At 60.1% G+C, this 25,506-nt stretch carries 19 protein-coding genes; 18 read left to right on the top strand and 1 reads right to left on the bottom strand.

What is annotated here, in order from left to right; all coding sequences use genetic code 11:
* The first annotated feature begins 43 nt into the window (after positions 1-43).
* From A37O_RS0108520 to ileS, 16 genes are all read left to right on the top strand, one after another.
* Complete coding sequence (locus A37O_RS0108520; protein ID WP_018297086.1) at positions 44-2,005, top strand: peptidoglycan D,D-transpeptidase FtsI family protein; 1,962 nt, start codon at positions 44-46, stop codon at positions 2,003-2,005.
* A 74-nt stretch (positions 2,006-2,079) separates the two neighbouring features.
* Entirely contained in the window at positions 2,080-3,630 is a 1,551-nt protein-coding gene (locus A37O_RS0108515; protein WP_018297085.1) for a UDP-N-acetylmuramoyl-L-alanyl-D-glutamate--2,6-diaminopimelate ligase, read from the top strand.
* Positions 3,627-5,180, top strand: coding sequence for a UDP-N-acetylmuramoyl-tripeptide--D-alanyl-D-alanine ligase (locus A37O_RS0108510; protein WP_018297084.1), 1,554 nt, complete (start codon positions 3,627-3,629; stop codon positions 5,178-5,180). Before A37O_RS0108515 ends, A37O_RS0108510 begins: the two co-directional genes overlap by 4 nt.
* A gap of 6 nt (positions 5,181-5,186) precedes the next feature.
* A complete protein-coding gene (gene mraY / locus A37O_RS0108505; RefSeq protein ID WP_018297083.1) occupies positions 5,187-6,293 on the top strand; it encodes a phospho-N-acetylmuramoyl-pentapeptide-transferase in 1,107 nt (368 codons plus the stop codon).
* Complete coding sequence (gene murD, locus A37O_RS0108500) at positions 6,293-7,750, top strand: UDP-N-acetylmuramoyl-L-alanine--D-glutamate ligase (protein ID WP_018297082.1); 1,458 nt, start codon at positions 6,293-6,295, stop codon at positions 7,748-7,750. The genes mraY and murD overlap by 1 nt, the downstream gene beginning before the upstream one ends.
* A 5-nt stretch (positions 7,751-7,755) precedes the next feature.
* Positions 7,756-9,291 (top strand): FtsW/RodA/SpoVE family cell cycle protein, encoded by a 1,536-nt coding sequence (locus tag A37O_RS0108495; protein ID WP_018297081.1) that lies wholly within the window; start codon positions 7,756-7,758, stop codon positions 9,289-9,291.
* 47 nt (positions 9,292-9,338) lie between these two features.
* The gene (murG, locus tag A37O_RS0108490; RefSeq protein WP_018297080.1) at positions 9,339-10,427 is read left to right on the top strand and encodes an undecaprenyldiphospho-muramoylpentapeptide beta-N-acetylglucosaminyltransferase; all 1,089 of its coding nucleotides are present in this window, start codon (positions 9,339-9,341) and stop codon (positions 10,425-10,427) included.
* Between the two features lie 140 nt (positions 10,428-10,567).
* Positions 10,568-11,971, top strand: coding sequence for a UDP-N-acetylmuramate--L-alanine ligase (gene murC, locus A37O_RS0108485; protein ID WP_051077977.1), 1,404 nt, complete (start codon positions 10,568-10,570; stop codon positions 11,969-11,971).
* Positions 11,972-11,976: 5 nt separating this feature from the next.
* Complete coding sequence (locus tag A37O_RS0108480; RefSeq protein ID WP_018297078.1) at positions 11,977-12,654, top strand: cell division protein FtsQ/DivIB; 678 nt, start codon at positions 11,977-11,979, stop codon at positions 12,652-12,654.
* 177 nt (positions 12,655-12,831) lie between these two features.
* Complete coding sequence (gene ftsZ, locus A37O_RS0108475; RefSeq protein ID WP_018297077.1) at positions 12,832-14,058, top strand: cell division protein FtsZ; 1,227 nt, start codon at positions 12,832-12,834, stop codon at positions 14,056-14,058.
* Positions 14,059-14,076: 18 nt separating this feature from the next.
* Positions 14,077-14,811, top strand: a complete 735-nt coding sequence (gene pgeF, locus A37O_RS0108470; RefSeq protein ID WP_018297076.1) for a peptidoglycan editing factor PgeF — start codon at positions 14,077-14,079, stop codon at positions 14,809-14,811.
* Positions 14,811-15,530 carry a YggS family pyridoxal phosphate-dependent enzyme gene (locus A37O_RS0108465; RefSeq protein WP_018297075.1) on the top strand — a complete coding sequence of 240 codons (720 nt, stop codon included), beginning with the start codon at positions 14,811-14,813 and terminating at the stop codon, positions 15,528-15,530. The genes pgeF and A37O_RS0108465 overlap by 1 nt, the downstream gene beginning before the upstream one ends.
* A 57-nt stretch (positions 15,531-15,587) precedes the next feature.
* A complete protein-coding gene (locus A37O_RS0108460; protein WP_018297074.1) occupies positions 15,588-16,079 on the top strand; it encodes a cell division protein SepF in 492 nt (163 codons plus the stop codon).
* A gap of 121 nt (positions 16,080-16,200) precedes the next feature.
* Positions 16,201-16,482 (top strand): YggT family protein, encoded by a 282-nt coding sequence (locus A37O_RS0108455; RefSeq protein ID WP_018297073.1) that lies wholly within the window; start codon positions 16,201-16,203, stop codon positions 16,480-16,482.
* Positions 16,483-16,743: 261 nt separating this feature from the next.
* The gene (locus A37O_RS0108450) at positions 16,744-17,874 is read left to right on the top strand and encodes a DivIVA domain-containing protein (protein WP_018297072.1); all 1,131 of its coding nucleotides are present in this window, start codon (positions 16,744-16,746) and stop codon (positions 17,872-17,874) included.
* A 562-nt stretch (positions 17,875-18,436) separates the two neighbouring features.
* Entirely contained in the window at positions 18,437-21,625 is a 3,189-nt protein-coding gene (ileS, locus tag A37O_RS0108445; protein WP_018297071.1) for an isoleucine--tRNA ligase, read from the top strand.
* A 68-nt stretch (positions 21,626-21,693) separates the two neighbouring features.
* Here the strand turns inward: ileS and A37O_RS0108440 are convergent, their stop codons facing one another.
* The gene (locus A37O_RS0108440; RefSeq protein WP_018297070.1) at positions 21,694-23,085 is read right to left on the bottom strand and encodes an MFS transporter; all 1,392 of its coding nucleotides are present in this window, start codon (positions 23,083-23,085) and stop codon (positions 21,694-21,696) included.
* Positions 23,086-23,295: 210 nt separating this feature from the next.
* On the opposite strand from A37O_RS0108440, the gene A37O_RS0108435 reads away from it, so the two are divergent.
* Positions 23,296-24,102, top strand: a complete 807-nt coding sequence (locus A37O_RS0108435; RefSeq protein ID WP_018297069.1) for an EamA family transporter — start codon at positions 23,296-23,298, stop codon at positions 24,100-24,102.
* Positions 24,103-24,112: 10 nt separating this feature from the next.
* Entirely contained in the window at positions 24,113-25,504 is a 1,392-nt protein-coding gene (locus A37O_RS0108430; protein WP_026196256.1) for a DNA polymerase IV, read from the top strand.
* Positions 25,505-25,506: the final 2 nt, after the last annotated feature.

Raw genomic sequence — 25,506 nt, 5'->3', positions numbered from 1 at the left:
CCAGAACAGATCGACAAGGGAAGTAGGCAGGTGAACAACTCTCGTGGGTACCCCGAGCAGAAACGGAAACTCGCACGGCGCTAGTGGGTCCAACGGACGCAAGCCTGCACCTGCCAAATCCCAGCAAGCGATTACACGTAACCGCATCACGTGGGTGCTCGTAGCATTTGTGGTGATCGCACTACTCTTGGCCTCGCGCCTCGTGTGGGTCCAGGTCGTCTGGGGGCCAGCCTTGTCGGCGTCCGCACAAGATCAGCGCGAGCGCGTCTACGTCGAGCCGGCGAGGCGCGGTTCGATTACAGATACCGAAGGCAATCAGCTTGCATACACCATGCAGGCACGTTCGCTGACGGTGTCGCCCGTGCGTTTGCGCGACGAATTGTCCCAGCAGATCCGCCAGCAAATGGAGATCGACGGCGCCGATAGCGCGACCATTGAGGCGGAAACACCCGGGCGTCTCGACGATCGTCTCCAGGAGATGGCCGACGGAATCCCTCGGATGATTGACGAGGGCGGAGAAACCAGCCGCGAGAATTCCGGGGACGTTGATTCCAAGGAAATCCTGGACAAGCTCAAAGCCGATACTCAATACGAGGTATTGGTGCGCAACGTTGACCCAGATGTCGCCGAGAAGGTTGCCGCCGAGTACTTCGGTGTTGCCGCCGACCACCAAGACATCCGCCAGTACCCCAACGGCGCGATCGCAGAAAACATCATTGGCAAGGTGTCCATGGATGGTCAAGGCCAATTCGGTCTCGAGGCTTCGAGCGACTCCACCTTGAGCGGAATCAACGGACGCAAAACCCAGGATGTTTCTGCCATGGGCCAAGAGATTCCAGGCACGCTTCGCGACGAGGCACCTGCCGTCCACGGCACCGATATGCAATTAACCATCGACCTTGACTTGCAGACCTATGTGCAACAGCTTCTCGAGCAGTCGAAGGCAAACTCGGGAGCACAATCCGCGGAGGCGGTCGTGCTCGACGTGGCCACTGGTGAAGTATTAGCGATGGCCAATACCGACACCATCGACCCCAATGGAGACCTGCAGGAGCAGATCGAGCGTGGCCGAGGTTTTGAAAACTCGTCCATCTCGCACCCATTCGAGCCGGGCTCGGTGGCCAAGGTTGTCACCGCTGCCGCCTCTATCGAAGAGGGGACGACGACGCCGGAGGAAGTCCTCCAGGTACCGGGCTCGATCGAGATGGCCGGTGTGACCGTCGCGGATGCGTGGCAGCACGGGGTTGACTCGTACACCACTGCCGGAATCTTCGGTAAGTCCTCGAATGTGGGCACGTTGATGCTCGCCGAGCGCCTCGGTGAAGAAACGTTCGCCGAATACTTACAGAAGTTCGGAATTGGTCAATCCACCGGTATTGAACTGCCGAATGAATCCTCCGGCCTGTACCCGCCGTTGGAGCAATGGTCGGGTGGTACGTTTGCCAACCTGCCGATTGGCCAGGGCATGAGCTGGACCACCTTGCAGATGGCCAGCGTGTACCAGGCGTTGGCCAACGGCGGTGAACGTATCGAACCGCGCATTGTCGAAGAAGCTCGTGACCCAGAAGGCAATGTCATTGAACAAGCAGAACCGGAGCGTACCCAGGTGGTTAGCCCGGAGACTGCCGACACTGTAGTCAAGATGTTCGAGTCCGTGTTCCAGGAAGATCCCACTGGGTTGAACTCTGGTACCGCGCAGGGACAAGGCATCGAGGGATACCAGTTGTCCGGCAAGACCGGCACCGCGCAGAAGGTCGACCCGGACACCGGAGCCTATTCGAACGATAAGTACTGGATCACGTTCGCGGGCATCGCACCGGCAGATGATCCGCGCTTCGTGGTGGCCGTGATGTTAGATGAGCCGGAACGCGGACCACTGGAAGGTGGTGCGGGAGGTCAGTCTTCGGCACCAATTTTCCGTGAGATTGCGAACTGGTTGATCAACCGCGACAACATTGCACCGCAACCAAGTGACGAGGAGCAGATCGTGTTGCAGACTCCTTAGAGCGCGACGATCGGGCAAACTAAAAGGCATATTAAAGGCTGAAGTTACAACGGCTGAAGAAAGTAGGAAATCGCATGGCAGACTCACCCACTAGTGCGCCAACATTGGAGCACGTGGCAAGGATCGCCGGTGCACGTATTATTAACGCCACCCAGATGCCGACGCACGTGTCGTCGATAAGCTTGGACTCAGCTCGAGTTGAACCTGGAGGGCTCTTCGCCGCGGTGCCAGGCACCCGTGTGCACGGCGCTTCTTTTGCTTTTGACTCGCCGGCGGCTGCGACGCTGACCGATGAGGCCGGCCTTGCCTTGATCCAAAAGACTTCCGATCGCCGCCCGATCCTTGTTGTCGATGACGTGCGCGCGGTCCTCGGTGATGTCTCCGCCGAAATCTACGGGCATCCGTCGAAACAACTCACTGTCCTAGGTGTCACAGGTACTTCCGGCAAGACCACAACCACGTATCTCCTGGAAAAGGGCCTGATGTCGGCCGGCCATACAACCGGCATTATTGGTACGACGGGCACGCGCATTGACGGACGCGAGGTGCCCACGAAGCTCACCACTCCGGAAGCGCCAACGTTGCAGGCGTTGTTCGCGAGCATGCTGGCTGAAGGAGTGACCCACGTTGTGATGGAGGTGTCCTCCCACGCGCTGAGCCTTGGTCGAGTAGATGGCACCGAATTTGCCGTCGCGGGATTTACGAACCTGTCCCAGGATCACCTGGATTTCCACCCGACCATGGAAGACTACTTTGCGGCGAAGGCACGCTTCTTCGATCCGGCTTCTTCTGTTGCTGGCAAGCAGTCAGTGATCTGCGTTGACGACGAGTGGGGCGAGCGCATGGCTGAGGTAGCCAGCGCACCGTTTACCGTAGGAACCCACGGTCAGGCGAACGTGTCTGAGTCCGCGCGACGCACCAACGTGGAAGCAAGCGGCGCTCAATCGATTGAGCTAACCATCGGTACGGACGTATTTAACGCGCACATTTCGCTGCCCGGCGACTTCAACGTGGCCAATGCGGCACTGGCGACCGGAATGGCGCACTGTGCTGGCGTGGATGTGGAAAAATTCCTCAGCGGCATCGAATCCGCCGGTGTCCCAGGGCGCATGGAGCGTATCGACGAGGGGCAGGATTTCGTCGCTGTTGTTGATTACGCGCACAAGCCCGGAGCGGTTGCTGCGGTGTTGAACACGCTGCGCGCGCAGGTCAATGGCCGACTCGGTGTCATCGTCGGCGCAGGCGGGGACAGGGACTCGTCGAAACGCCCGTTGATGGGTGCGGAAGCTGTCAAGCGTGCCGATTATGTCATCATCACCGACGACAATCCTCGCTCGGAAGACCCGGCGCTGATTCGCGCTGCCGTTGTCGACGGGGCCCGTGCGGAAGCTGAGGCGCAGGACCGCGACGTTGAAGTAGTTGAGATCGCCTCGCGCGCTGACGCTATCGACGCCCTGATCGCTTGGGCTGAACCCGGCGATGCCGTGGTTGTCACCGGCAAGGGGCACGAGGTGGGCCAGATCGTCGGCGATCAGGTGCATCACTTTGACGACCGCGAGGAAGTCCGCCGCGCTCTCGGCGAATTGCGTGCCGCGCAACGCGAAACTACGGAGGAGGAACAATGATTCCACTGAGCCTGAATCAGATCGCTGAGGTCACCGGGGGTCAAGTCCACGACACTGACAATCCGGAGGCAGAAGTCACCGGATTCGTCGAATTCGATTCGCGTAAGGTCGCCGAAGGCGGGCTGTTCGTCGCGTTGCCTGGAGCAAAGGTCGATGGCCATGACTACGCGCAGACAGCCATGGATAAAGGCGCTACAGGAGTTCTAGCTGCGCGCACCATTGGTGTCCCGTCGGTTGTGGTGCCTCCGCTCGAAGCGCGCGATGGTGATCACTCAGGTGACAACTCAGACTTGGCAGCGAATGACCCGGATGGTTCCGCCCGCGCGGTGGTCGCCGGGATGTCCGCTTTGGCCACCTTTGTCGCGCACGAACTCACCGAAAAGCATCAACTCAATATTGTGGGAGTCACTGGTTCTGCCGGCAAGACCTCCACGAAGGACCTCATTGCGCAGGTGCTGAATCGGGCCGGGGAAACCGTCGCACCTCCGGGATCCTTCAACAACGAAATCGGACACCCATACACGGTGTTGCGGTGTACCGAGCAGACGAAGTTCCTCGTCTCTGAAATGTCGGCGCGAGGCATTGGCCACATCGCGCATCTGGCCTCGATCGCCCCACCTCGGTTCGGCGTTGTCCTCAACGTGGGCACGGCCCACCTTGGTGAATTCGGTTCTCGGGAAAACATCGCTAAGGCAAAGGGCGAGCTCGTCGAGGCGCTGCCCGCCGCCGCAGACGGGGGAGTCGCCGTGCTTAATGCCGATGATCCTTTCGTCATCGCGATGAAGTCACGCACCACGGCGCGGGTGGTCACCTACTCCGCGGCGCAGCCCCTGGCCTCGGGAGCCGACTACTTTGCCACGGACATTGAGCTGGACGATATCGCGCGTGCCTCCTTTGTGATGCACTCGCCGGGCAACAAGCCACAACAGGTACGCCTGAACGTGTTCGGTGCCCACCAGGTCTCCAACGCGCTCGCGGCAGCAGCCGTGGGTATTGAGTCCGGAATGCAGGCCGCCGAGGTGGCCTCGGCGCTGTCGCAGGCACGAACTGCCTCCGCGAACCGGATGGACGTGAACACCCGCACCGACGGTGTGACCGTCATCAACGATGCCTACAACGCGAACCCCGAATCCATGCGCGCCGGTATCGCCGCCCTGGGATACACCGCCGCAGCTCGTCCTGGGGCCCGCTCCATTGCGGTGCTCGGTGAGATGGGTGAGCTTGGACATGATGCGATTGCCGAGCACGCAGCGCTTGGCGACGAGCTTGCGCGCTACGGAGTCAGCGATTTGGTGGCAGTGGGCGAGAGCCCAGCCGTGCGTGCGATGGCAGAGAGCGCTCATGCAAAGGGAATTTTCACAAGGCTTGCCGGTGATGCCGGTGAGGCAATCGAGATCACTCGCGGTATCCTTTCAACGTCACCCGCTGGCGAAGAGGACTGGCATGCCCGTGAGGCCAAGGATGTCGTCTTAGTGAAGGCGTCCAACGCACTCGGATTGTGGCAGGTGGCTGAATCGCTATTGGAAGATAAACAAAGGAACACAAGGTAGATTGTCGTGACACAAATTATCATTGCTGGAGTCGTCAGCTTCCTGGTGTCCATTTTCACCACGCCACTCCTAATTAAGTACTTCTCCGCCGAAGGCATCGGCCAGGAGATCCGCGAAGACGGCCCGCGCTCACATATGCGCAAGCGTGGCACACCCACGATGGGCGGCATAGCAATTTTGCTCGGCATTACCGTGGCCTACCTGGCAGCAGGTTTCTGGTCCATGGCGGTCGGGCGAGGCGGATTCACGGCCTCGGGTTGGATCATCCTCGGCCTGACCCTGGCACTTGGTGGCGTCGGTTTCGCCGATGACTTCATCAAGCTGTTCAAGGGCCGAAACCTCGGCCTGAATAAGACAGCAAAATTAGTGTCGCAGCTGGTGATCGCACTCGTTTTCGGCTTCTTAATTCTGCAGTTCCCGAACGAGAACGGACAGACCCCAGGCTCGACGATGCTGAGCTTCGTCCGCGACATTCCGACCCTTGACCTTGCGGTCGGTGGCGGAATTATCGGCACGATCATTTTCCTTGTCTTCATCTACTTGATTATTGCTGCTTGGTCGAACGCGGTGAACCTCACCGACGGCCTCGACGGCCTGGCCGCAGGTTCCACCACGTTGGTCATGGGTGCATACACCTTGATCACGTTTTGGCAATTCCGGAATTCCTGTTCCGTTGCAGCCGAGCCCGGCTGCTACAACGTGCGCGACCCGCTGGATCTCGCCGTACTGGCAGCCGCTGGCATGGGCGCCTGCGCGGGCTTCTTGTGGTGGAACGCCTCCCCAGCAAAGATCTTCATGGGCGATACCGGCTCCCTGGCACTCGGTGGTCTGGTTGCTGGCCTGTCGGTAGCAAGCCATACCGAACTGCTCATGGTCATCATCGGCGCACTCTTCGTGATGGAAGCTGCGTCCGTGGTGATCCAGGTGACGGCCTTCAAGACCACAGGAAAGCGTGTCTTCCGCATGGCACCGTTCCACCACCACTTTGAAAATGGTGGCTGGGCAGAGACCACAGTTGTGATTCGTTTCTGGCTGATCACAGGCATCGCGGCAGCTATCGGCTTGGCCATCTTCTACGCGGAATGGTTTACCACTTCGGGAGTGACCTTGTAATGACAGATATGGCTCTGATCCCCGAGTTTCTTCGCGGACCCATCCTCGTCGCTGGCGCCGGAGTATCCGGCCTCGGTGCGGCGAAACTGCTCCGCGGACTCAACGCGAACACCACCGTCGCCGACGACAACGAGATCAACCGCGACAATGTGGAGAAGCTCACCGGGGCCACCACATTGTCGGTGGCTGATGCGCAAGCACGGGTGTCCGAGTTTTCTCTCGTCGTCACCTCTCCGGGGTGGCGGCCGGACACATCGCTGCTGGTTGCTGCGCAGCAAGCCGGCGTTGAAGTCATCGGAGACGTCGAGCTGTGCTTCCGCCTCGATCGGGCAGAGGTATTCGGTGCGCCCCGAACCTGGTTAGTGGTCACCGGCACGAACGGCAAAACCACCACCACCGGCATGCTCACCGCAATGATGAAAGAGACCGGTCTACACACCGGATTGCGTGCCGAGGCCTGTGGCAATATCGGCGTGGCCATTTCGGATGCGCTGATCGACCCAGAACGAGTGGATATCTTGGTTGCTGAACTCTCCAGCTTCCAACTCCATTGGTCAAGCCAACTCGTCCCCGATGCCGGCGTCTTGCTCAACCTCGCCGATGATCACATCGATTGGCACGGATCCTTCGAGGAATACGCGAAGGCAAAAGCGAAAGTATTTCAGGCACCGGTCGCAGTCGCGGGTATCGACGACGCCGAGGTGCGCACCCAGGTCCAGGCAACAGGGCGCGACGACATCATTGGTTTTACTCTCGGCGAACCAGCCTCGGGAGACTACGGAGTTGTCGACGACTTCCTCGTCGAGGCTTGGGGCGAAAACTGGAACGAACCAGCAACACGTTTGGCTCCCGCAGCAGGCATTGAGCCCGCGGGTCAAGCAGGAATCCTGGATGCACTCGCGGCGTCGGCCGTGGCACGCAGCCAGGGTGCCACCTCCGACGATATCGCGAATGCGCTGCGGAACTTCCACGTGGACGGGCACCGCGGCACTGTAGTACACCGTGCAGGTGATGTGGCATGGGTGGATAACTCCAAGGCTACAAACCCACACGCTGCTCACTCAGCACTCGAAGGGGCAGGCACCGTCGCCTGGATCGCCGGCGGACAGCTCAAGGGCGCCAGCGTTGACGGATTGATCCTGGCGCACCGCGAGCAATTCCGGGCAGTGGGCATTCTTGGAGAAGACAAAGACATCATCGCCGATTCCTTCGCCCGGCTCGCCCCAGAGGTCCCCGTGTTTGTCACGCAGTCCCAGGACCCCGACGAGGCCATGGATGATGTCGTCTCCTATGTCGCTGGGCAAGTTCGCCCCGGCGATTCCGTGCTCCTAGCTCCAGCAGCCGCCAGCCTCGATATGTATACGGGGATGTCGCAGCGCGGTGATATTTTTGCCAGGGCGGCGAGAACTCACGCCATTATCCCGACACCCGAACAAGAGAACTTTCAAGAAGGGTAAGCCCCATGACCACTACACGCGATCGTCCGACTCAGCAGGCTCCGGCGCGTTCGCGCGTCACCCAGGCCTTGCATAAGGCCACGGAGTGGATGAATAGCCAGCCATTGCTGGACTATTCCATGATCAGAACGATCGTGCTAGTACTCGCCGCACTCGGCGTAGTCATGGTGACCAGCTCGTCGATGTCGATGTCTGTATTTGAAAACGACAACGTCTGGGCACAGCCACTGAGGCAGGCCGTGATGGTGCTGGCCGGGTTGGTGGTGTTTTGGGTGATGCTGCGCTTTTCCCCCGAACATCTGCAGAAATGGTCCATGCTCATCATGGGGGTCGCACTCCTCCTGCTGATTTTGGTGCTTACACCGATGGGCACCGGTCGCGAAACCGTCGGCTCCCAGTCGTGGCTGCCACTGTTCGGTGTGCAAATCCAGCCCTCAGAGTTTGCCAAGGTCGCCATCGCGATCTGGGGCGCAAGCATCCTGGCAAATAAGAACCCCAGCAGGATCTGGTCCTGGAATAACGGCTATCTGCCGTTCTGCCTGATTGCCGGTTTGTCGTTTATTCTCATTGCGGCCCAGGGCGACCTGGGTATGGCCGTCTCGTTCGGCATCGTCGTCGGTGTGTTGCTGATTTTTGCAGGCATCCCATGGGGCTTTGTCTGGGTAGTGGTCGGTTTCGCTGTGCTGATGATGGGCTTCGTGTTTGTCAGCGGAGGTTTCCGTTCAGAGCGTTTCCACACATTCTTTGACGCTTTGACCGGAAATATCAGCGACACCCAAGGCAGCGGCTATCAGACCTACCAGGGATTCTTGTCCTTGGCGGACGGATCCTGGTTCGGTGTCGGTCTTGGCCAGTCCCGCGCAAAATGGTTCTACCTGCCTGAAGCTAAAAACGACTTCATCTTTGCCGTCATTGGGGAAGAGCTCGGGTTGTGGGGCGGAGTGCTCGTCATCGCCTTGTTCTTCGGTCTGTGCTGGTTCGGCTTCCGGGCAGCACGTCGCGCCCAAACACAATTCCAATCACTGATGGCCGCCACGCTGACAGCGGGTGTGGTCTCGCAGGCATTCATCAATATTGGATATGTTGTGGGATTGCTGCCGGTAACAGGCATCCAGCTGCCCATGATTTCGGCGGGTGGTACTTCGGCGATTATCACCATCGGGTCCATGGGTATCCTGGCCTCGGTTGCTCGGCACGAACCTGATGCAATCTCCTCGATGCAAAACCAAGGTCGTCCCTTCTTTGACCGGATGCTCGCTGTGCCAGAGCCACAGCCCTACGTGCCAAACGCAGGCAAGAAGAAGAAATCCGACGACAAGGGCCACACCGGCCGCACACCGCACGACGATCAGACGAGTCGCTATGGTCAACCGGTCACAGCACGGCGCAATTCGCCACGCCAGCGGACGTCCACAGTCGATCGTCGTGAAGCACCGCGACGTTCCGTGCCCACCGCCTCACAGCGCCGCCAAACGGATCGCCCTCGCCGCGCACCGTCAGCGAGCGTTGATCGCAGAGATCGCCGGCGCGATAGGCGATAATAGAACTTTCCCCCTGATAGCTGACTTTGAGAAGGTGAGGCACACCCATGGCCCGAGACAACTCCGCATCAACTACCGTCGTGCTCGCTGGAGGTGGCACAGCAGGCCATATTGAACCGGCGCTCGCGGTAGGCGAGGTTCTGCGGGACAACTATGGTGCGAATGTCATTGCGCTGGGTACTCCCAAGGGATTAGAAACGTCGATCGTGCCCGCTCGCGGATTCACTCTCGAACTGATCGATCCGGTGCCAGTGCCACGTAAGCAACCGCTGAAGCTTCTGGCGCTGCCCTTTAAAGTGATCAAGTCGGTGGGGCAGGCTCGCAAAGCGATGAAGAACGCGGGGGCAGACGTTGTTTTTGGTACCGGCGGGTACGTCTCGGCGTCGGCCTACATGGCCGCTGCGTCGTTGCGTTTGCCGATTTTTGTCCTCGAATCCAATGCGCTGGCAGGTGTGGCCAACAAACTTGGCGTGCGCCTCGGCGGGACCGGATTCAACGCCGTTGCTAATTCCGGCATGAAGGGCGAGGTCGTGGGTATTCCGGTGCGCCAATCCGTCGGCGCCGACGACGATGGAGAAAAGGCGCGCCGCGGCTACGCCACCTGGAACCTCGATCCGGAAAAGAAGACCATCTTGGTCACGGGCGGCTCCCAAGGTGCCGTCAGCCTCAATACCGCGATTGAGGAAAGCATTGAGCAGTTGACCTCTGCAGGCTACCAAGTGTTGCATGCCTATGGTCGCAAGAATGACGCGCCAGAGCCGCATGAGAATTATGTGGCAGTGCCCTATATTGACGATATGTCGGCAGCTCTTGCAGTCGCCGATCTCGTGATTTGTCGTTCGGGTGCGATGACCGTGGCCGAAAATGCCGCCGCGGGAGTGCCCGCCATTTATGTCCCGCTGCCACACGGCAACGGCGAGCAGGGCCTGAACTCGAAGCATCTGGTTGAGGCCGGAGCCGCACGCATGATCGATGACGCCGCTCTGACTGCCGATGTGCTGGTAGAAAATGTCGTAGAAATACTTTCCGACGAGCAGACGTACAACAAGATGCGCGTGGCGTTGGCAGATAGCGGGGCAGGCAACGTCGCCGATACTCTTGCGCGCCGCGTCATGGACGCTGCACAAAGCAAGTAACTTCGTCCGTTCTGACACAATAGAATCAACATCAGCTAAGTACTAAACAGCTACCTACCAAGGAGAATCCCAACGTGAGCTCTAGCAATACTCCTATTGATCTCAGCCGAGTGCACCTCATTGGTATTGGCGGCTCCGGCATGTCGGGTGTGGCTCGGATCCTCTTGAACCGGGGCAGCGTTGTCACGGGCTCGGACGTGAAGAACTCACGTCCGGTGCGTGCGCTGGTGACCATGGGAGCAAAAGTCGCGATCGGCCACGACGCGAAGAATCTAGAGCAGGCAGGGGAGCTGCCCACGGTCGTAGTGACTAGCTTCGCGGCGATTCCCAAGGACAACCCCGAACTGGCTCGCGCGGCAGAGGAAAACATTCCCGTGATTCGCCGCTCGGATCTCTTGGCTGAGCTCATGGATGGCTACACCCAGGTGCTTTTCGCGGGAACTCACGGCAAGACGTCGTCGACCTCTATGGCGGTCGTGGCGTTTCAGGCCGCGGGCGAAGATCCCTCCTTCGCCATCGGTGGTCAGCTCAATCGCGCGGGCACGAACGCCCACCACGGCACGGGGTCCGCGTTTATTGCGGAGGCCGACGAATCGGATGCCTCACTGTTGCGTTACCAGCCCGACATCGCGGTGATCACAAATATCGAACCGGATCACCTTGATTATTTCGGCAGCCCGGAGGCTTACTTCCAGGTCTTTGACGAGTTCGCTGACCGAGTCAGCCCCGACGGGCACTTGGTTGTCTGCCTTGACGACGATCACGCGGCCGAATGCGGTCGCAACGCCCAAAACCGCGGCATCAACGTGCTCGGCTACGGCACGCTGGAAGCATGTGAGCGCCATAGCGATATCACCGCCGGGGTAGTCATTACCGAAGAGGATGTGCAGGCAACCGCCACAGAAGTAACGGTCGACCTGCGCACCGTCACCCCGACTGTCGCCTTGTCCTACTCACTCGCTATCCCTGGGCGCCACATGGTGCTGAACTCCGCGGCAGCTCTGCTGGCGGGAGTTCTCGCAGACGCGGATCCGCGGCGTCTGGCGACCGGGCTAGGTGAATTCACCGGTGTGCGTCGGCGTTTTGAATACCGAGGCGACGTCGCCGAGGGTGAGTATGCAGGTACTCGCGTCTACGACGATTACGCGCACCATCCCACCGAGGTCGCTGCTGTTTTGGGCGCAGCAGGTGAAAAGGTCGAAGCCGAAGGCAGCGGATCACGCGTGGTGGTGTGCTTCCAGCCGCACCTCTACTCGCGCACGATGGAGTTCGCGGGTGAGTTTGCGGAAGCTTTATCGCTGGCCGATGCAGCCGTGGTCTTGGACATCTTCGGTGCGCGTGAGGCCCCCGTCGAAGGGGTTGATTCGCGCATCATCGTGGACAAGATGACCTTGGCTCCCGAAAACGCAGTCTTTGAAAAGGACTTCTCGGCGGCCCCTCAGACAGTCAAGCGGCTGACTCGTCCTGGTGACATTGTGTTGACCATGGGCGCAGGTTCCGTGACCATGTTGGCCGACGAAATCCTCGACGCGTTAGCGGAATAGTTTTTATGCGTATTTTTGAAAGGATTTCTGCCCGCACCGTGTGGATCAGCGTGGCGGTTGTCGCAATCATCGCCGTGATTTTAAGCGCTGTCGTGTACTTCACGCCTGCGTTCTCTGTCCGGCAGTACGAGGTAGAGGGCAACAAACACGTCACTACCGAGCAAGTCATTGAGGCGACCAACGTGGCCGAAGGCCAAATCCTTGCACAGGTCAACGTGGAGCAAGCCGCGCGTCAGGTTGTTGCCTTGCCCTGGGTGCGCACGGTGACTGTGAAGCGGGGCTGGCCGTCCTCATTGAAGGTAGAAGTGACCGAGCATGAAGCCGTCGCCTTTACCCGCGAGGGCGACGGGCCCCATCTGCTCAACCAAGCTGGCAGCGAGTTCGCCATCGAGGAGCCACCCCAAGAAGCAGTGGAAATTACCGGCAGCGCCCGCGGCGATGAAGCTGCGCGGATTAGTGCGGTGGAGATCGCCTCGTCGATAAGCACGGAGACGCGCACCCAGATTTCTGCCATCGAGGCCGAGGGGCCGTATCGTTTTATTGTTGCGTTAAACGATGGTCGTCAGGTCGTGTGGGGCGCGTCTGAGGACAACCACGACAAGGCTTTGGCCCTTGATACGGTGCTGGGACGTGAAGGCCAAGAATTTGATATTTCGAATCCTTCACAAATTGGTGTGCGCTAGGCGCATCGCACCGCTGTCACCTGCATAACCGCAGGCCATAACCCTAAAGTTAAGGTTGAGGGTACCGACACGCCGCGAAAATTAACTCACTTTTTTGCTCGCTGTGGCCCAATATGGATAACACAAGTAACTGCGACTGAAACTCTCTCTACACAATTGAAAGGCGAGCATTTACATATGACTTCCCCGAACAACTACCTCGCCATGATCCGCGTCGTCGGTGTTGGCGGCGGTGGCGTCAATGCGGTCAACCGCATGATCGAAGAGGGCCTCAAAGGTGTTGAATTTGTGGCCATCAACACCGACTCCCAGGCACTGCTGTTCACCGATGCAGACACCAAGCTCGACATCGGACGCGAGGCCACCCGCGGCCTCGGTGCCGGCGCTAACCCAGAGGTAGGCCGTACTTCGGCTGAGGACCACAAGTCCGAGATTGAGGAATCCCTCAAGGGCTCCGACATGGTCTTCGTTACCGCAGGCGAGGGCGGCGGCACCGGTACCGGTGCAGCACCTGTTGTCGCAGGCATTGCAAAGAAGATGGGCGCGCTGACCATCGGCGTTGTCACCCGTCCTTTCTCTTTTGAGGGCAAGCGTCGCACCCGCCAGGCAATGGAGGGTATTGAAAACCTCAAGGAAGTCTGTGACACCGTCATCGTCATTCCTAACGATCGCCTCCTACAGCTCGGCGACCAGGAACTGTCCATGATGGAAGCGTTCCGCGCAGCCGACGAAGTGCTCTACAACGGTGTCCAGGGCATTACCAACCTGATCACCATCCCGGGCATGATCAACGTCGACTTTGCCGACGTCCGCTCCGTCATGGCTGATGCAGGCTCCGCACTCATGGGCGTGGGTTCTTCCCGCGGCGACGACCGCGTCATGACTGCAACCCAGCAGGCGATCAACTCGCCACTGCTCGAGTCCACCATGGAAGGCGCGAAGGGCGTGCTGATCTCCGTCGCGGGCGGCTCCGACCTCGGCCTGATGGAAGTCAACAACGCCGCCTCCATCGTTGAGGAAAAGGCTGACGACGATGCCAACATCATCTTCGGCACCATCATCGATGACAACCTGGGCGACGAAGTCCGCGTGACCATCATCGCCACCGGCTTCGACGAGAAAGCCAACGCGCTCGTCTCCGATTACTCCAACACCCCAGAGGAGAAGCCAGCTCCGGTCTCCGAGGCAGCAACGCCGGCGCCTTCGCGCGGTTCGCTTTTCGACGAGCGCTCCCGCGACGATAACGAGCAGCGCGCGCCCGAACCAGCCGCACGTCACCGCTACGAGCCACGCCGTGAGGAGCCATCCCGCTCCGGCCTGTTCACCAACGATCGTGAATCAGAGCGCACCACTCGCCGTGGTGACGACGAAGACGATCTGGATGTTCCAAGCTTCATGCGCTAATGCGCTAGCCTTGGGAGTATGTCGCAGTTAGAAAATCGCCCCGTCCGCATGGTGTTCACCTCCCGTGCAGGCGGGGTTTCTCAATCCCACTTTGATTCTTTCAACCTCGGCGGTCACGTCGGCGACGACCCCGAGGCCGTGCGAGCAAACCGCGCCCGCCTCGCGCAGTCGTTGGGTCTGCCGGAAGAACACTTCGTGTGGATGGAACAGCTCCACACCAACAACGTCACCGTCGTTGACGGCCCCGTCACAGAACCTATCGAAGCCACCGACGCGATTGTGACCACCCAGCCCGGCTTGGCTCTTTGCGTGCTTGTCGCCGATTGTGCCCCAGTCCTCTTGGCCGACCACACCAACGGTGTTGTCGCCGCGGCCCACGCCGGTCGCATCGGCGCCCGCAACGGCATCATCCCCAAAACCGTGGAGAAAATGGTGGAACTTGGCGCGAAGCCCGCCTCCATCCAGGTACTCATCGGTCCGGCCGCCGCCGGCGAGTCCTACGAGGTTCCACAAGACATGGCCGATGACGTCGAGGCTCACCTCCCGGGATCCAAGACGAAGACCACAAAGGGCACACCGGGTATCGACGTGCGCGCAGGCCTTGTCCACCAGCTCATGTCGCTTGGCATCACGGCCATCGAGGCCGATCCGCGCGACACCATCACCGACGAGGACTTCTTCTCCTATCGTCGCCAAGGCACCACCGGCCGCCAAGCCGGAGTGGTCTGGCTGACCGGAAAGGCAGCTCACTAATGTCGCGTTACGACGAAATTAAGGCCAACCTAGATCAAGTCACCGCCCGCATCCGCGCCGCCGAGGCCCAAGCCGGACGGGAAGCGGGAAGTGTCACGCTGCTGCCCGTGACGAAGTTCCACCCCGTTGAGGATCTGGTGATCTTGGGCCAGCTCGGTGTGACACTGGTAGGGGAGAACCGCGAGCAGGAAGCCCGTCAAAAGGCGGAAGCGTTGAAGGAGGCGGGCGAATCGTCGATAAGCATTGCGATGATCGGCCAAATTCAATCGAAGAAAGCCAACGCCATCGCGCGTTGGGCGAAGCAGGTTCACTCCGTGGATTCGGTGAAGCTGGCGCACGGGCTCGACCGCGGTGTGGGCCTTGCGCTCGAGCGCGGAGACCGCGATTCCGGGGTGCTTGGCTGCCTCGCTCAGGTGTCCATGGACAACGATCCGACCCGTGGGGGAATCCCTCTGGATGATGTCGACGAACTTGCCGCCGCAATCGAGGAATCCGAGCATCTTTCCTTCGACGGCATCATGGTTGTCCCGCCGCTTGATGCGGACCCAAGCCAGGTGTTTGCGGAGGCCAGGGCACTTGCCGATCGCCTCGGTGAGCAGGTCGGACGCCGGCTTGTACTCTCTGCTGGCATGTCGGGAGATTTCGAAAATGCAATTGCTCACGGCTCGGATATCGTGCGTGTCGGAACGGGGGTTTTGGGCGCGCGCAACGTAGGCTAGCCAACAGGAAACAGGGGACGCAAGAATCAAAACTCACAAACGGTAGGAGTAATACATATGTCCTTCATGAAAGGCGCCAAGGAATTTTTCGGCTTCACGCCCGACACGAATGAATACGACGCTTACTATGACGAGCCACGCTACGACAACGACGGCTCCGCGGCGTACGCCCCTGAGGTAGAACGCGAGCCAGCATACGGCCGCGCAGATGCAGGTCACCGCTACGGACGCACCGATACTGTTGTTGCCGAGCCACCACGCAATTACGCACCGACCGTCGTTGTTGTTGAGCCACGCTCCTTCAACGATGCGAAGGACATCGGCGAACCATTCCGTGACGGCGACGCAGTCATCATGGAACTGACTGAGCTCGATCGCGCACTGCGCAAGCGCATGGTCGACTTCGCCGCAGGCCTGTGCTTCGCACTGCGCGGACAGATGCACAACTTGGGTAAGAACTCCGGCTCCGAGCGCGAAGTGTTCGCGATCGTGCCAGAAGATGCTCGCACCACCACCCTTGAGCTGGAGCGCGCGGCCGGACTGCGCTAGCCCTGGCGTGTCATTAGTTTGGTGGGTACCTCTTACGAACACCCGTTTACCGTGAAGTTGTCTGCGGTAGGCGGGTGTTCGTGCTTGACAGGATAAGTAGGTAGGCTAGAAAACCGTGAGCATGCTCGGAGCAATACTTTATGCACTGGTGAGGATTTACACCCTCATCGTGATCGTTCGACTGATTATTGAAATGATTCAGTCCTTTTCGCGGAGGTTTAGCCCGCCTCGGTGGTTTATGGTCATCGCAGAGTTCTTCTTTGTGTTGACAGATCCACCAATCAGGGCACTTCGCCGCGTGATCCCGCCATTGAAGCTGGGTGGAGTGGCCTTGGACGTCAGTGTCCTTGTGCTTTTCTTCGCGCTACAAATCATCACTTTGATCATTGTGAGTGTTTTCTAACCACACTTGGGGGTACTTTAGATGGTGGCCCCAAGCGCGGATCGAACGGTTCGACTGGTCGAATAGTTCAAGCTGCGGTAAAGATTGAGGGTGTTTGTTGTGTGAATCCGGTGTTGGGTTTATTACACTGGAGGAGCAGAACAATGAAAATCAACTAAAATGCATTTGAACCCGTTGGCTTTGTCACAATTACGAAACAAATCAGTTATGTGGCGAAGTTCGGATTTGAGAGCATAACTAATTTACTCGAAGGGAACGCTCATGCCGCTGACACCAGCAGACGTGCACAATGTCGCTTTCAGCAAGCCACCCATTGGCAAGCGCGGTTACAACGAGGACGAGGTCGATCAGTTTTTGGACCTGGTCGAGGACGCCTTAGCTAATCTGCAGGATGAAAACGATGACCTGCGTGCCCGGGTGGAAGAACTAGACAGCAAGGGCGCGTCTGGCGCCACCGCAGCTGCGAGTGGCGCAACTGGTGCTGCAGTAGGTGCAGCAGCGACCAAGAAGGATGCTGCGCCTCAGGTCAACGAGGTCGAACTGCGCAAGCAGATCGAAGAGAAGCTTCGCGCTGAGTACGAGGCCAAGCTGAAGAAGGCACAAGACGATGCTTCCAAGGCTCAGAAGGACGCACAGACCGCAAAGTCTGATGCAGACAAGGCTCGCAAGGAAGCAGATGCTGCCGTAAAGGCACAGAAGGACTCCGAGTCCGCTGCTGCAGCTGCGAAGAAGTCTGACGCAGACTCCTCACAGAAGGTCGCTGCAGCCGCAGTTCCAGCTGCTGGTGCTGGTGCCGCAGCTGGCGCAGCCGCTACCGGTGTTGCTAGCGCAGACACCCACATGCAGGCAGCCAAGGTCCTGGGCCTGGCTCAGGAAATGGCAGACCGCCTCACCTCCGAGGCACAGGCTGAGTCGAAGTCCATGCTGGATGAGGCACGTTCCGCAGCTGACAAGCAGCTCAAGGAAGCCGAGACCAAGGCAAACACCCAGCTGCAGGACGCTGATACGCGTTCCAAGAACCAGCTGGCTGAAACCGACAAGCAGGTTGCAACCAAGACCAAGGATGCAGAGACCCGCGCTAACAAGCTGATCTCCGACGCCGAGAAGAAGGCCGAGGAGACCACCAACGACGCTAACTCCCGCGCTGAGGCACAGATCCGCCAGGCAGAGGAGAAGGCTGCGAGCCTGCAGGCAGACGCTGAGAAGAAGCACACCGAGATCATGAACACGGTGAAGTCTCAGCAGACCGCCCTGGAGAACCGCATCGCCGAGCTGCGTACCTTCGAGCGCGAGTACCGCACTCGCCTGAAGACCTTGCTGCAGTCCCAGCTGGAAGAGCTGGAGACCCGCGGATCTTCCGAGCCAAACAGCGAATCGAACAACGAAGGCTAATTCAGCTTCAGGTTTAAGGCTTAAGGCGCAACCCCGGTGCTGGGGTTGCGCCTTTTGGCGTTTCTGGGGCCAGTTGGGCCTGGCGGTTTGCTTGTGGTCGAAAACGATTATCGACCACATGGGAAAAATAGCGGACACATCACTAAATTACCTGGGGAAATGCGCTATGCAATCGTCCTGGGTTTTCATGTGGTCGATAACGGGTGGTGAGCAATTTCGACCACGCGGAAAACACGCGGGAAAGCCGGGGACCCACCTCCCAGGTGACCACGCACAACCAAGCGTGTATACTTTCACACCGTTGAGGAACCTCCACCGCAGGTTCTACATCGCACGATGATCCGGCCATCACCGGGGAGTGTTTCCGGAAGAACAGCTTCGCACCAACGCAGAGCCCAGTAGAACCGGACGGAGAGAAGACGTCACCTTCTTCACTACACAACGAAGCGGGGCCCAGTCATCCAGGCGAGGCCCAAGCAGGGTGGTACCGCGCAAGCAATTGCGTCCCTGCGTAAAGCCGAAGGCCCACAAATGTGTGTGAAGAAAGGATCGGACCCACGCGATGAACAATCCCGTTGGCGGTGTCTACCCCAAGGTCGATATGACCGGAGGAAGCTCCAAGTTCCCGGATATGGAACAAGAAGTTCTCAAGTACTGGGAGAAAGACGACACGTTCCAAGCGTCCTTGGACAACCGCAAGGACGCAGCGGAATATGTCTTCTATGATGGCCCTCCGTTTGCAAACGGCTTGCCACACTACGGTCACCTGCTGACCGGTTATGTCAAGGACATCATTCCTCGTTACCGGACCATGACCGGCTACCACGTTCCTCGCGTGTTCGGTTGGGATACCCACGGTCTGCCCGCCGAGCTTGAGGCGGAGAAGCAGCTGGGTATCAAGGACAAGTCCGAGATCGAGGAAATGGGTCTGGCCAAGTTCAACGAGTACTGTGCTCAGTCGGTGCTACGCTACACCGAGGAGTGGAAAGAGTACGTTACTCGCCAGGCTCGTTGGGTCGACTTCGACAACGGCTACATCACCATGGACTTGGACTACATGGAGTCCGTCATCTGGGCGTTCAAGCAGCTCTACGACAAGGGCCTGATCTACCAGGGCTTCCGCGTTCTGCCATATTCGTGGGCTGAGCACACGCCACTCTCGAATCAAGAGACGCGTCTCGACGATTCCTACCGCGATCGCCAGGACCCCACACTCACGGTGACCATGCCGCTGACGGGTGCTGAGGAAGGCACCGCGGCGGTCAACACCTGGGCCGAGCACCCAGAGTTGCAAGACGCTGCTGCCCTGGCGTGGACCACCACTCCGTGGACCCTGCCGTCCAACCTGGCGTTGGCCGTGCACCCTGAGGTGGAGTACTCCCTGGTGCAGGTCGGTGAAGATGGGGCAGAGGGCTTCGTCGGCAAGCGATTCTTGCTTGCTTCTGCTCTTGTGGGCTCGTACAAAAAGGAGTTCGGTAAGGAATCCGAGACCGTGGCCACGTTTATTGGCGCGGAGCTTGAGGGCCTGACCTACGAGCCGATCTTCGACTACTTCAAGGATCAGCCGAACGCGTTCAAGATTTTGCTGGCGGATTACGTCACCACTGAGGACGGTACCGGTATCGTCCACCAGGCGCCTGCCTTCGGTGAGGACGATATGGCCACCACCAAGAAGTACGGCATTGATCTTGTGATCCCGGTGGACATGGACGGAAAGTTCACCTCCCAGGTTCCTGAATATGAGGGCCAGTTGGTATTCGATGCGAACAAGGACATCATCAAGGATCTCAAGGCGAAGGGTCGCGTGCTGCGCCACCAGACCATCGTCCACTCCTACCCACACTCCTGGCGTTCGGGCGAGCCGCTGATCTACATGGCGCTGCCTTCGTGGTTTGTGAAGGTCGACGAGTTCAAGGACCGCATGGTCGAGCTCAACCACGAGCAGATCGAGTGGATCCCGGAGCACGTGCGCGACGGCCAGTTTGGCAAGTGGCTAGAAAACGCCCGCGACTGGAATATCTCGCGTACCCGCTACTGGGGTTCGCCGATCCCTGTGTGGCAGTCGGATAATCCTGAGTACCCACGCACCGATGTCTACGGCTCCCTCGATGAGCTCGAGGCCGACTTCGGCGTGCGCCCAACGGATCTGCACCGCCCGTACATCGATGACCTGACCCGTCCGAACCCGGACGATCCGACCGGTCAGTCCACCATGCGCCGCGTGCCCGAGGTACTCGATGTGTGGTTCGACTCCGGTTCGATGCCGTTCGCACAGTTCCACTACCCATTCGAGAACAAGGAATGGTTCGAGGAGCACCACCCATCCGACTTCATCGTGGAGTACATCGGCCAGACCCGCGGCTGGTTCTACCTGCTGCATCTGCTGTCCACCGCACTGTTCGACAAGCCTGCGTTCAAGCAGGTTGTTGCGCACGGCATCGTGCTGGGCGAGGACGGCCAGAAGATGTCGAAGTCGAAGGGCAATTACCCGAACGTCAACGAGGTTTTCGACCGCGATGGCTCCGATGCGATGCGCTGGTTCCTCATGTCCAGCCCGATCCTGCGCGGCGGAAACCTGATTGTCACCGAACAGGGCATCCGCGACGGCGTGCGCCAGGCGATCCTGCCGATCTGGAACGCTTATAACTTCCTGGAGCTCTACTCCTCCGAGGAAGCCACGTGGTCCGTGGATTCCACCGATGTGCTGGATCGCTACATCCTGGCGAAGCTGCACGACCTAGTCAAGGGCGTCGACGAGGCTCTCGCGGCAACCGACATCTCGGGCGCCTGCGACCAGGTGCGCATCTTCTCGGACGTGCTGACCAACTGGTACGTGCGTCGTTCCCGCGACCGGTTCTGGGAAGGCCAGGAGGCACACCCAGAGGCGTTTAACACCCTCTACACCGTGCTCGAGGTACTCACCCGCGTGGCAGCTCCACTGCTGCCATATATCACCGAGGTGATCTACCGTGGCCTGACCGGTGAGCGTTCCGTGCACTTGACGGATTACCCGAATGCCGACGAGATCCCAGCCGATGACAGCCTGGTGGCCGCTATGGATGCGACTCGTGGCGTGTGCTCGGCGGCGTCGTCGGTACGCAAGGCCAACAAGCTGCGCAACCGTCTGCCACTGCCGAAGCTCACTGTTGCTCTGCCTGATTCCGCGAAGCTCGCGGATTACAGCGACATCATCCGCGACGAGGTTAACGTCAAGGACGTAGAGCTGACCGACGACGTTGATTCCGTGGGTACCTTCGACGTTGTGGTCAACGCCAAGGTCGCCGGCCCAACATTGGGCAAGGACGTCCAGCGCGCGATCAAGAACGTCAAGGCCGGAAACTACGAGCGCCAGGGCGACAACGTGGTTGTCGACGGCGACATCGTGCTCACTCCGGAGCTTTACACCGAGCGCCTCGTGGCCGAGAACCCAGAGTCCACCGCGCGCATCGACGGCCTCGACGGCCTAGTCGTGCTGGACATGGAGGTCACCGAGGAACTCGAGGCCGAGGGCTGGGCAGCGGATGTGATCCGCGGGCTGCAGGACGCTCGTAAGGCATCGCAGTTCGAGGTCTCCGATCGCATCACCACCGTCCTGTCGGTTCCAGCCGAGAAGGAGCAGTGGGCTCGTCGTCACGCGGACCACATCGCCGCTGAGACCTTGTCCACCAGCTTCACCGTGACCACCGACGCGCTGACTGGCGATGTCCATGATGTGGTCGCTGATGTGACCGCAACCGTGGCCAAGAACTAGTCGCGCACGTACGTCGCCCCCGGCAAATTTTCCTTATAAGGAGAATTTACCGGGGGCTTTGGTGTGTTTTAGGCGCGCGAGAAGGCAGTGGCAAACACTCCGATCGCGGCCAGCGCGAGGAGCGCCGTGGTGACCAGCATTGTCACTCCGAAAGCACCCGAGGCCGATGCCCCAGTGGCCAGTCGCGTGGAGTACACCGAGCCGATCACCGCTGGTCCCAAGGCCCCGCCGAATTGCCGGAACGAGGTGTTCATCGCGCCGGCCATACTCGCCTTCGCTTGGGGCGCCGAGGTGACGGCGACGGTGGATACCGAGGAGAACATCAGCGAGATAGCGATGCCGAAAATCACGATGCGCCACAACACGTCGAGGTAGTCAGAGTCGACCGTCGTACGCGAGAGAAGAAATGCACCCACGGCGGCCAGGACGAGGCCGGAGCCTAGGGCGAGGTCGGGGCGAATACGCGAAAGCAGCTTGCCGACGAGCGGACTGACCACCAAGGCCGTGCCGGGCATACACGCGATATACGAAGCGATTCCGAAGGCGTCCAGGTTCTTCGCGTTGCCGAGAAAAAGAGCGAACAAGAAGCCCGTGCCCAAGACCGAGAACAACGCGACGGCAGCGGCGAATCCGGCTGCGGAGAAACGGGGAATGCGCAGCAGACGCAGGTCCATTAGCGGGGCCGCGATGTTGGACTCGCGGTAGGCGAAAAGCGCACCACTTGCGAGTGCGACCGCGAAAGACACCAGCGCGGGCCAAGAGAGGATGCCCTGCGCGCCAGCCTGAATAGTCCCGTAGACCAGGGAAATCACGGCAATGACCGCGAAAATCTGTCCCAGCGCATCGAGCCCGATGCGATTCTTGATGGTCTCTTTAAACAGAACCGTAATGGCCACGAGCGTGACGAGCGTCAGAATCAGGTTCGGCACAAAGAGCCACCCCCAGGGCAACACGCTGAGCAGCACGCCGGAGGAAATCGCGCCAAAGGCAAGGCCCGCCGTCGTTCCCGTGCCCCACAGCGCGATATAGCCCGCGCGCACCCGCGCATCAGAAACGCGGGTGGAAATCGTCGCCAACGTTGTGGGCACGAGCGCGCCGGCGCCGATGCCCGCGAAGAACTGGCCCGCCCACAGCACGGGAATGGCGTAGTCCCCCGACAAGGAGGCCACGATCCCCAATGCCTCGCCCACAACCATCAGCGTGGCGGCGGTAACCATGACTCGCTTGCGCCCAAAGTTCACCGCGAAGGCTGTCGCCGTCAGCGCGGAGACGGTCATCGAGAGCAAATAAATCGCTTGGACCCACTGCAGCTGTGCCGTGGTCGCGCCGGTGGCATCAGCGATCGTGGTCAGGCTGACGGAGAGCGCGTTGATGGGCAACTGGGCCACGAAAACGCCAAGAATGGCGATCCAGACAATGCGTCTGGATTCGGGAGTGAGTGAGGGATCAGGTGAGGGCATCAGGCTTCCAAGCTGCTGGCGACGGGGAGAAATAGGAGCGCTATCTTGAAAATGAAATATTACGCGTGTTTCCGAATAAATAGACAAAGAGGTTCAGAAAGTGGGTGCCCGCAGGCCACACGGCGCGGGAAAAGCAGTGGTGTAGCATGAATTTTCGTGTCTGAAAGCGTGAATAGAACTCGAGCGGCGCGCTGGAGCGCACCACTGTTGATGGTCCTCAACGGCTTGTCACTGTACGCCGGTGCCGCCCTTGCCGTGGGTCTGTTCGAGCAATTTTCCCCCGGCCTGGTGGCATGGATGCGCGTGGCAGCAGCCGCCGTCATTCTGCTCGTCCTGAACCGCCCTGGGATCAAAGCATTTCTCGGGCGCACCGGATTCAACGCAGCCGTGTACGGCGTGGTCACCCTGGCCATGAACATCACCTTTTATGAGGCGTTGGCGAGGCTGCCCATGGGCACCGCAGTGGCCATCGAATTTTTAGGACCCGTAGTCGTCGCCGCCCTCGGCAGTCGCACACCGCGCGATTGGGTCTCGCTGCTCCTGGCCGGCGTGGGCGTGGTCATTATTAGCGGTGCCCAGTGGGCGGGCAACAGCACGGGTGTCTTATTCGCGCTTGCCGCGGCAGTTATGTGGGCGCTCTACATTCTTACCGGCAACCGCATCGCCGGTAACGCCGCCTCCTCGCGCACGGGCATGGCCGTCGGTTTCACGTGGGCGGCGATCCTCTCGCTGCCGCTGGCTTTGTGGTGGTGGCCGGGCCTTGATGCCGTTGATCTCGAGCCGGTGACCATTATTGGCCTCGCGCTGGGTCTCGGTGTGCTCTCCGCGGTCATCCCTTATGGTCTTGACCAGGTGGTTCTGCGCCAGGCGGGCCCGTCCTATTTCGCGATCCTGCTGGCAATTTTGCCGATTACCGCCGCGGTCATGGGCACGATCGCCTTGGGGCAGTGGCTCTCCGTAGCCGAAGTGATCGGCATTGCCATGATCGTTGCAGCGGTCGCTTTGCGACGACCCTAAACTGGAATCCATGCGGCGTTGGGTTTTACACATCGACATGGACGCGTTCTTTGCGTCATGCGAGCAGCTGACCCGACCCACCTTGCAGGGCCGGCCCGTGCTTGTCGCCGGTGTCACGGGCAGGGGAGTCGTCGCCGGAGCGAGCTACGAGGCCAGGAAATACGGGGCGCACTCCGCCATGCCGACCCACCGGGCGGCCAGGCTGGTCGGGCCGAAGGTCGTCCTTGTCACTCCCCGCCGGGCGGTGTACTCGATGGCGTCGAAACGCGTCTTTGAGATCGTTGCCCGCAACGTCGACGTCGTCGAACAACTCTCCATCGACGAGGCGTTCATGGAACCGGAGGAACTCGTCGACGCCACCGTTGAGCAGGTCACCGAGTGGGCCGAGAAGCTGCGTGCCCAGATCAAGGACGAGACCGGCCTGCCCGCTTCGATAGGGGCGGGCAGCGGCAAGCAGTTCGCGAAGATCTCCTCCGACTTGGCGAAACCCGACGGGGTGTTCGTCATCGACCCCGAGCGCCAATTAGAGACACTGCACGCCCTCGACGTCAACGAGCTGTGGGGCGTGGGACCCGTGACCGAATCTCGGCTTGCCACAATGAATATCGCCACCATTGGCGACCTCGCGCGACTGAGCGAAAAGGAAGTCGAAATCGCCCTCGGCGGTACTGTGGGCAAGCAACTCTGGCAAATGGCCAACGGACACGACGACCGCCCGGTGGCACCTCGCGCGGTGGCCAAACAAATCTCCGCCGAACACACCTACCCGCAGGATTTGACCACACCCGTCGAAGTCGACGCAGCCCTGAAACGTGCGGCCGCGGATGCCCACCGGCGCCTCTTAAAGGACGGGCGCGGGGCACGCACCGTCAGCGTGAAGCTGCGCATGTCCGACTTTCACATCGAATCGCGCTCCGCGACCTTGCCCTATGCCACCGAAGACGAAGACACCCTGCGTGCGCTGGCCTACCGGCTCGTGCGCTACCCGGACGAGGTCGGACCCATCCGGTTGGTAGGGGTGAGCTACTCCGGGCTCGAAGACTCGTTGCAGCACGTCCTCTTCCCGGAACTCGACCAGCAGATCGTGCGACCCACCCCGGCCGACAGCGACTATGAATCAGGTGTCAGCGACCATTTCGGTGCCAGCAACGTCGAGGTGGACATCACCCCGGCCGAGGTGCCGGGGCAGTGGCGCGCCACCCAAGACGTTTTCCACCCCGACCACGGCCACGGCTGGGTGCAAGGAGCCGGGCACGGACGGGTGACAGTGCGCTTTGAGACGAGGGCGACGGGACCGGGAAAAATCGTCAATTTGCGTGCCGACGACCCCGACCTCGCACCCGCTGACCCCGTGGATTCCTTGGCCTGGGAAGACTGGATTCCCGCCGAAGACAACGACTAAGC

The sequence above is a fragment of the Corynebacterium lubricantis DSM 45231 genome (assembly GCF_000379425.1).
Classification (GTDB): domain Bacteria; phylum Actinomycetota; class Actinomycetes; order Mycobacteriales; family Mycobacteriaceae; genus Corynebacterium; species Corynebacterium lubricantis.
This window is presented reverse-complemented; position numbering and strand designations above follow the sequence as displayed.

Bases quoted from the DNA above. Each gene is read 5' to 3' on its own strand.
- A37O_RS0108450 (WP_018297072.1), top strand. From the start codon at position 16,744: ATGCCGCTGACACCAGCAGACGTGCACAATGTCGCTTTCAGCAAGCCA.
- A37O_RS0108455 (WP_018297073.1), top strand. From the start codon at position 16,201: ATGCTCGGAGCAATACTTTATGCACTGGTGAGGATTTACACCCTCATC.
- A37O_RS0108430 (WP_026196256.1), top strand. From the start codon at position 24,113: ATGCGGCGTTGGGTTTTACACATCGACATGGACGCGTTCTTTGCGTCA.
- A37O_RS0108460 (WP_018297074.1), top strand. From the start codon at position 15,588: ATGTCCTTCATGAAAGGCGCCAAGGAATTTTTCGGCTTCACGCCCGAC.
- A37O_RS0108465 (WP_018297075.1), top strand. From the start codon at position 14,811: ATGTCGCGTTACGACGAAATTAAGGCCAACCTAGATCAAGTCACCGCC.
- murD (WP_018297082.1), top strand. From the start codon at position 6,293: ATGACAGATATGGCTCTGATCCCCGAGTTTCTTCGCGGACCCATCCTC.
- ileS (WP_018297071.1), top strand. From the start codon at position 18,437: ATGAACAATCCCGTTGGCGGTGTCTACCCCAAGGTCGATATGACCGGA.
- pgeF (WP_018297076.1), top strand. From the start codon at position 14,077: ATGTCGCAGTTAGAAAATCGCCCCGTCCGCATGGTGTTCACCTCCCGT.
- A37O_RS0108510 (WP_018297084.1), top strand. From the start codon at position 3,627: ATGATTCCACTGAGCCTGAATCAGATCGCTGAGGTCACCGGGGGTCAA.
- A37O_RS0108440 (WP_018297070.1), bottom strand. From the start codon at position 23,085: ATGCCCTCACCTGATCCCTCACTCACTCCCGAATCCAGACGCATTGTC.
- murC (WP_051077977.1), top strand. From the start codon at position 10,568: ATGTCGGGTGTGGCTCGGATCCTCTTGAACCGGGGCAGCGTTGTCACG.
- ftsZ (WP_018297077.1), top strand. From the start codon at position 12,832: ATGACTTCCCCGAACAACTACCTCGCCATGATCCGCGTCGTCGGTGTT.
- A37O_RS0108495 (WP_018297081.1), top strand. From the start codon at position 7,756: ATGACCACTACACGCGATCGTCCGACTCAGCAGGCTCCGGCGCGTTCG.
- murG (WP_018297080.1), top strand. From the start codon at position 9,339: ATGGCCCGAGACAACTCCGCATCAACTACCGTCGTGCTCGCTGGAGGT.
- A37O_RS0108515 (WP_018297085.1), top strand. From the start codon at position 2,080: ATGGCAGACTCACCCACTAGTGCGCCAACATTGGAGCACGTGGCAAGG.
- A37O_RS0108435 (WP_018297069.1), top strand. From the start codon at position 23,296: ATGGTCCTCAACGGCTTGTCACTGTACGCCGGTGCCGCCCTTGCCGTG.
- A37O_RS0108480 (WP_018297078.1), top strand. From the start codon at position 11,977: ATGCGTATTTTTGAAAGGATTTCTGCCCGCACCGTGTGGATCAGCGTG.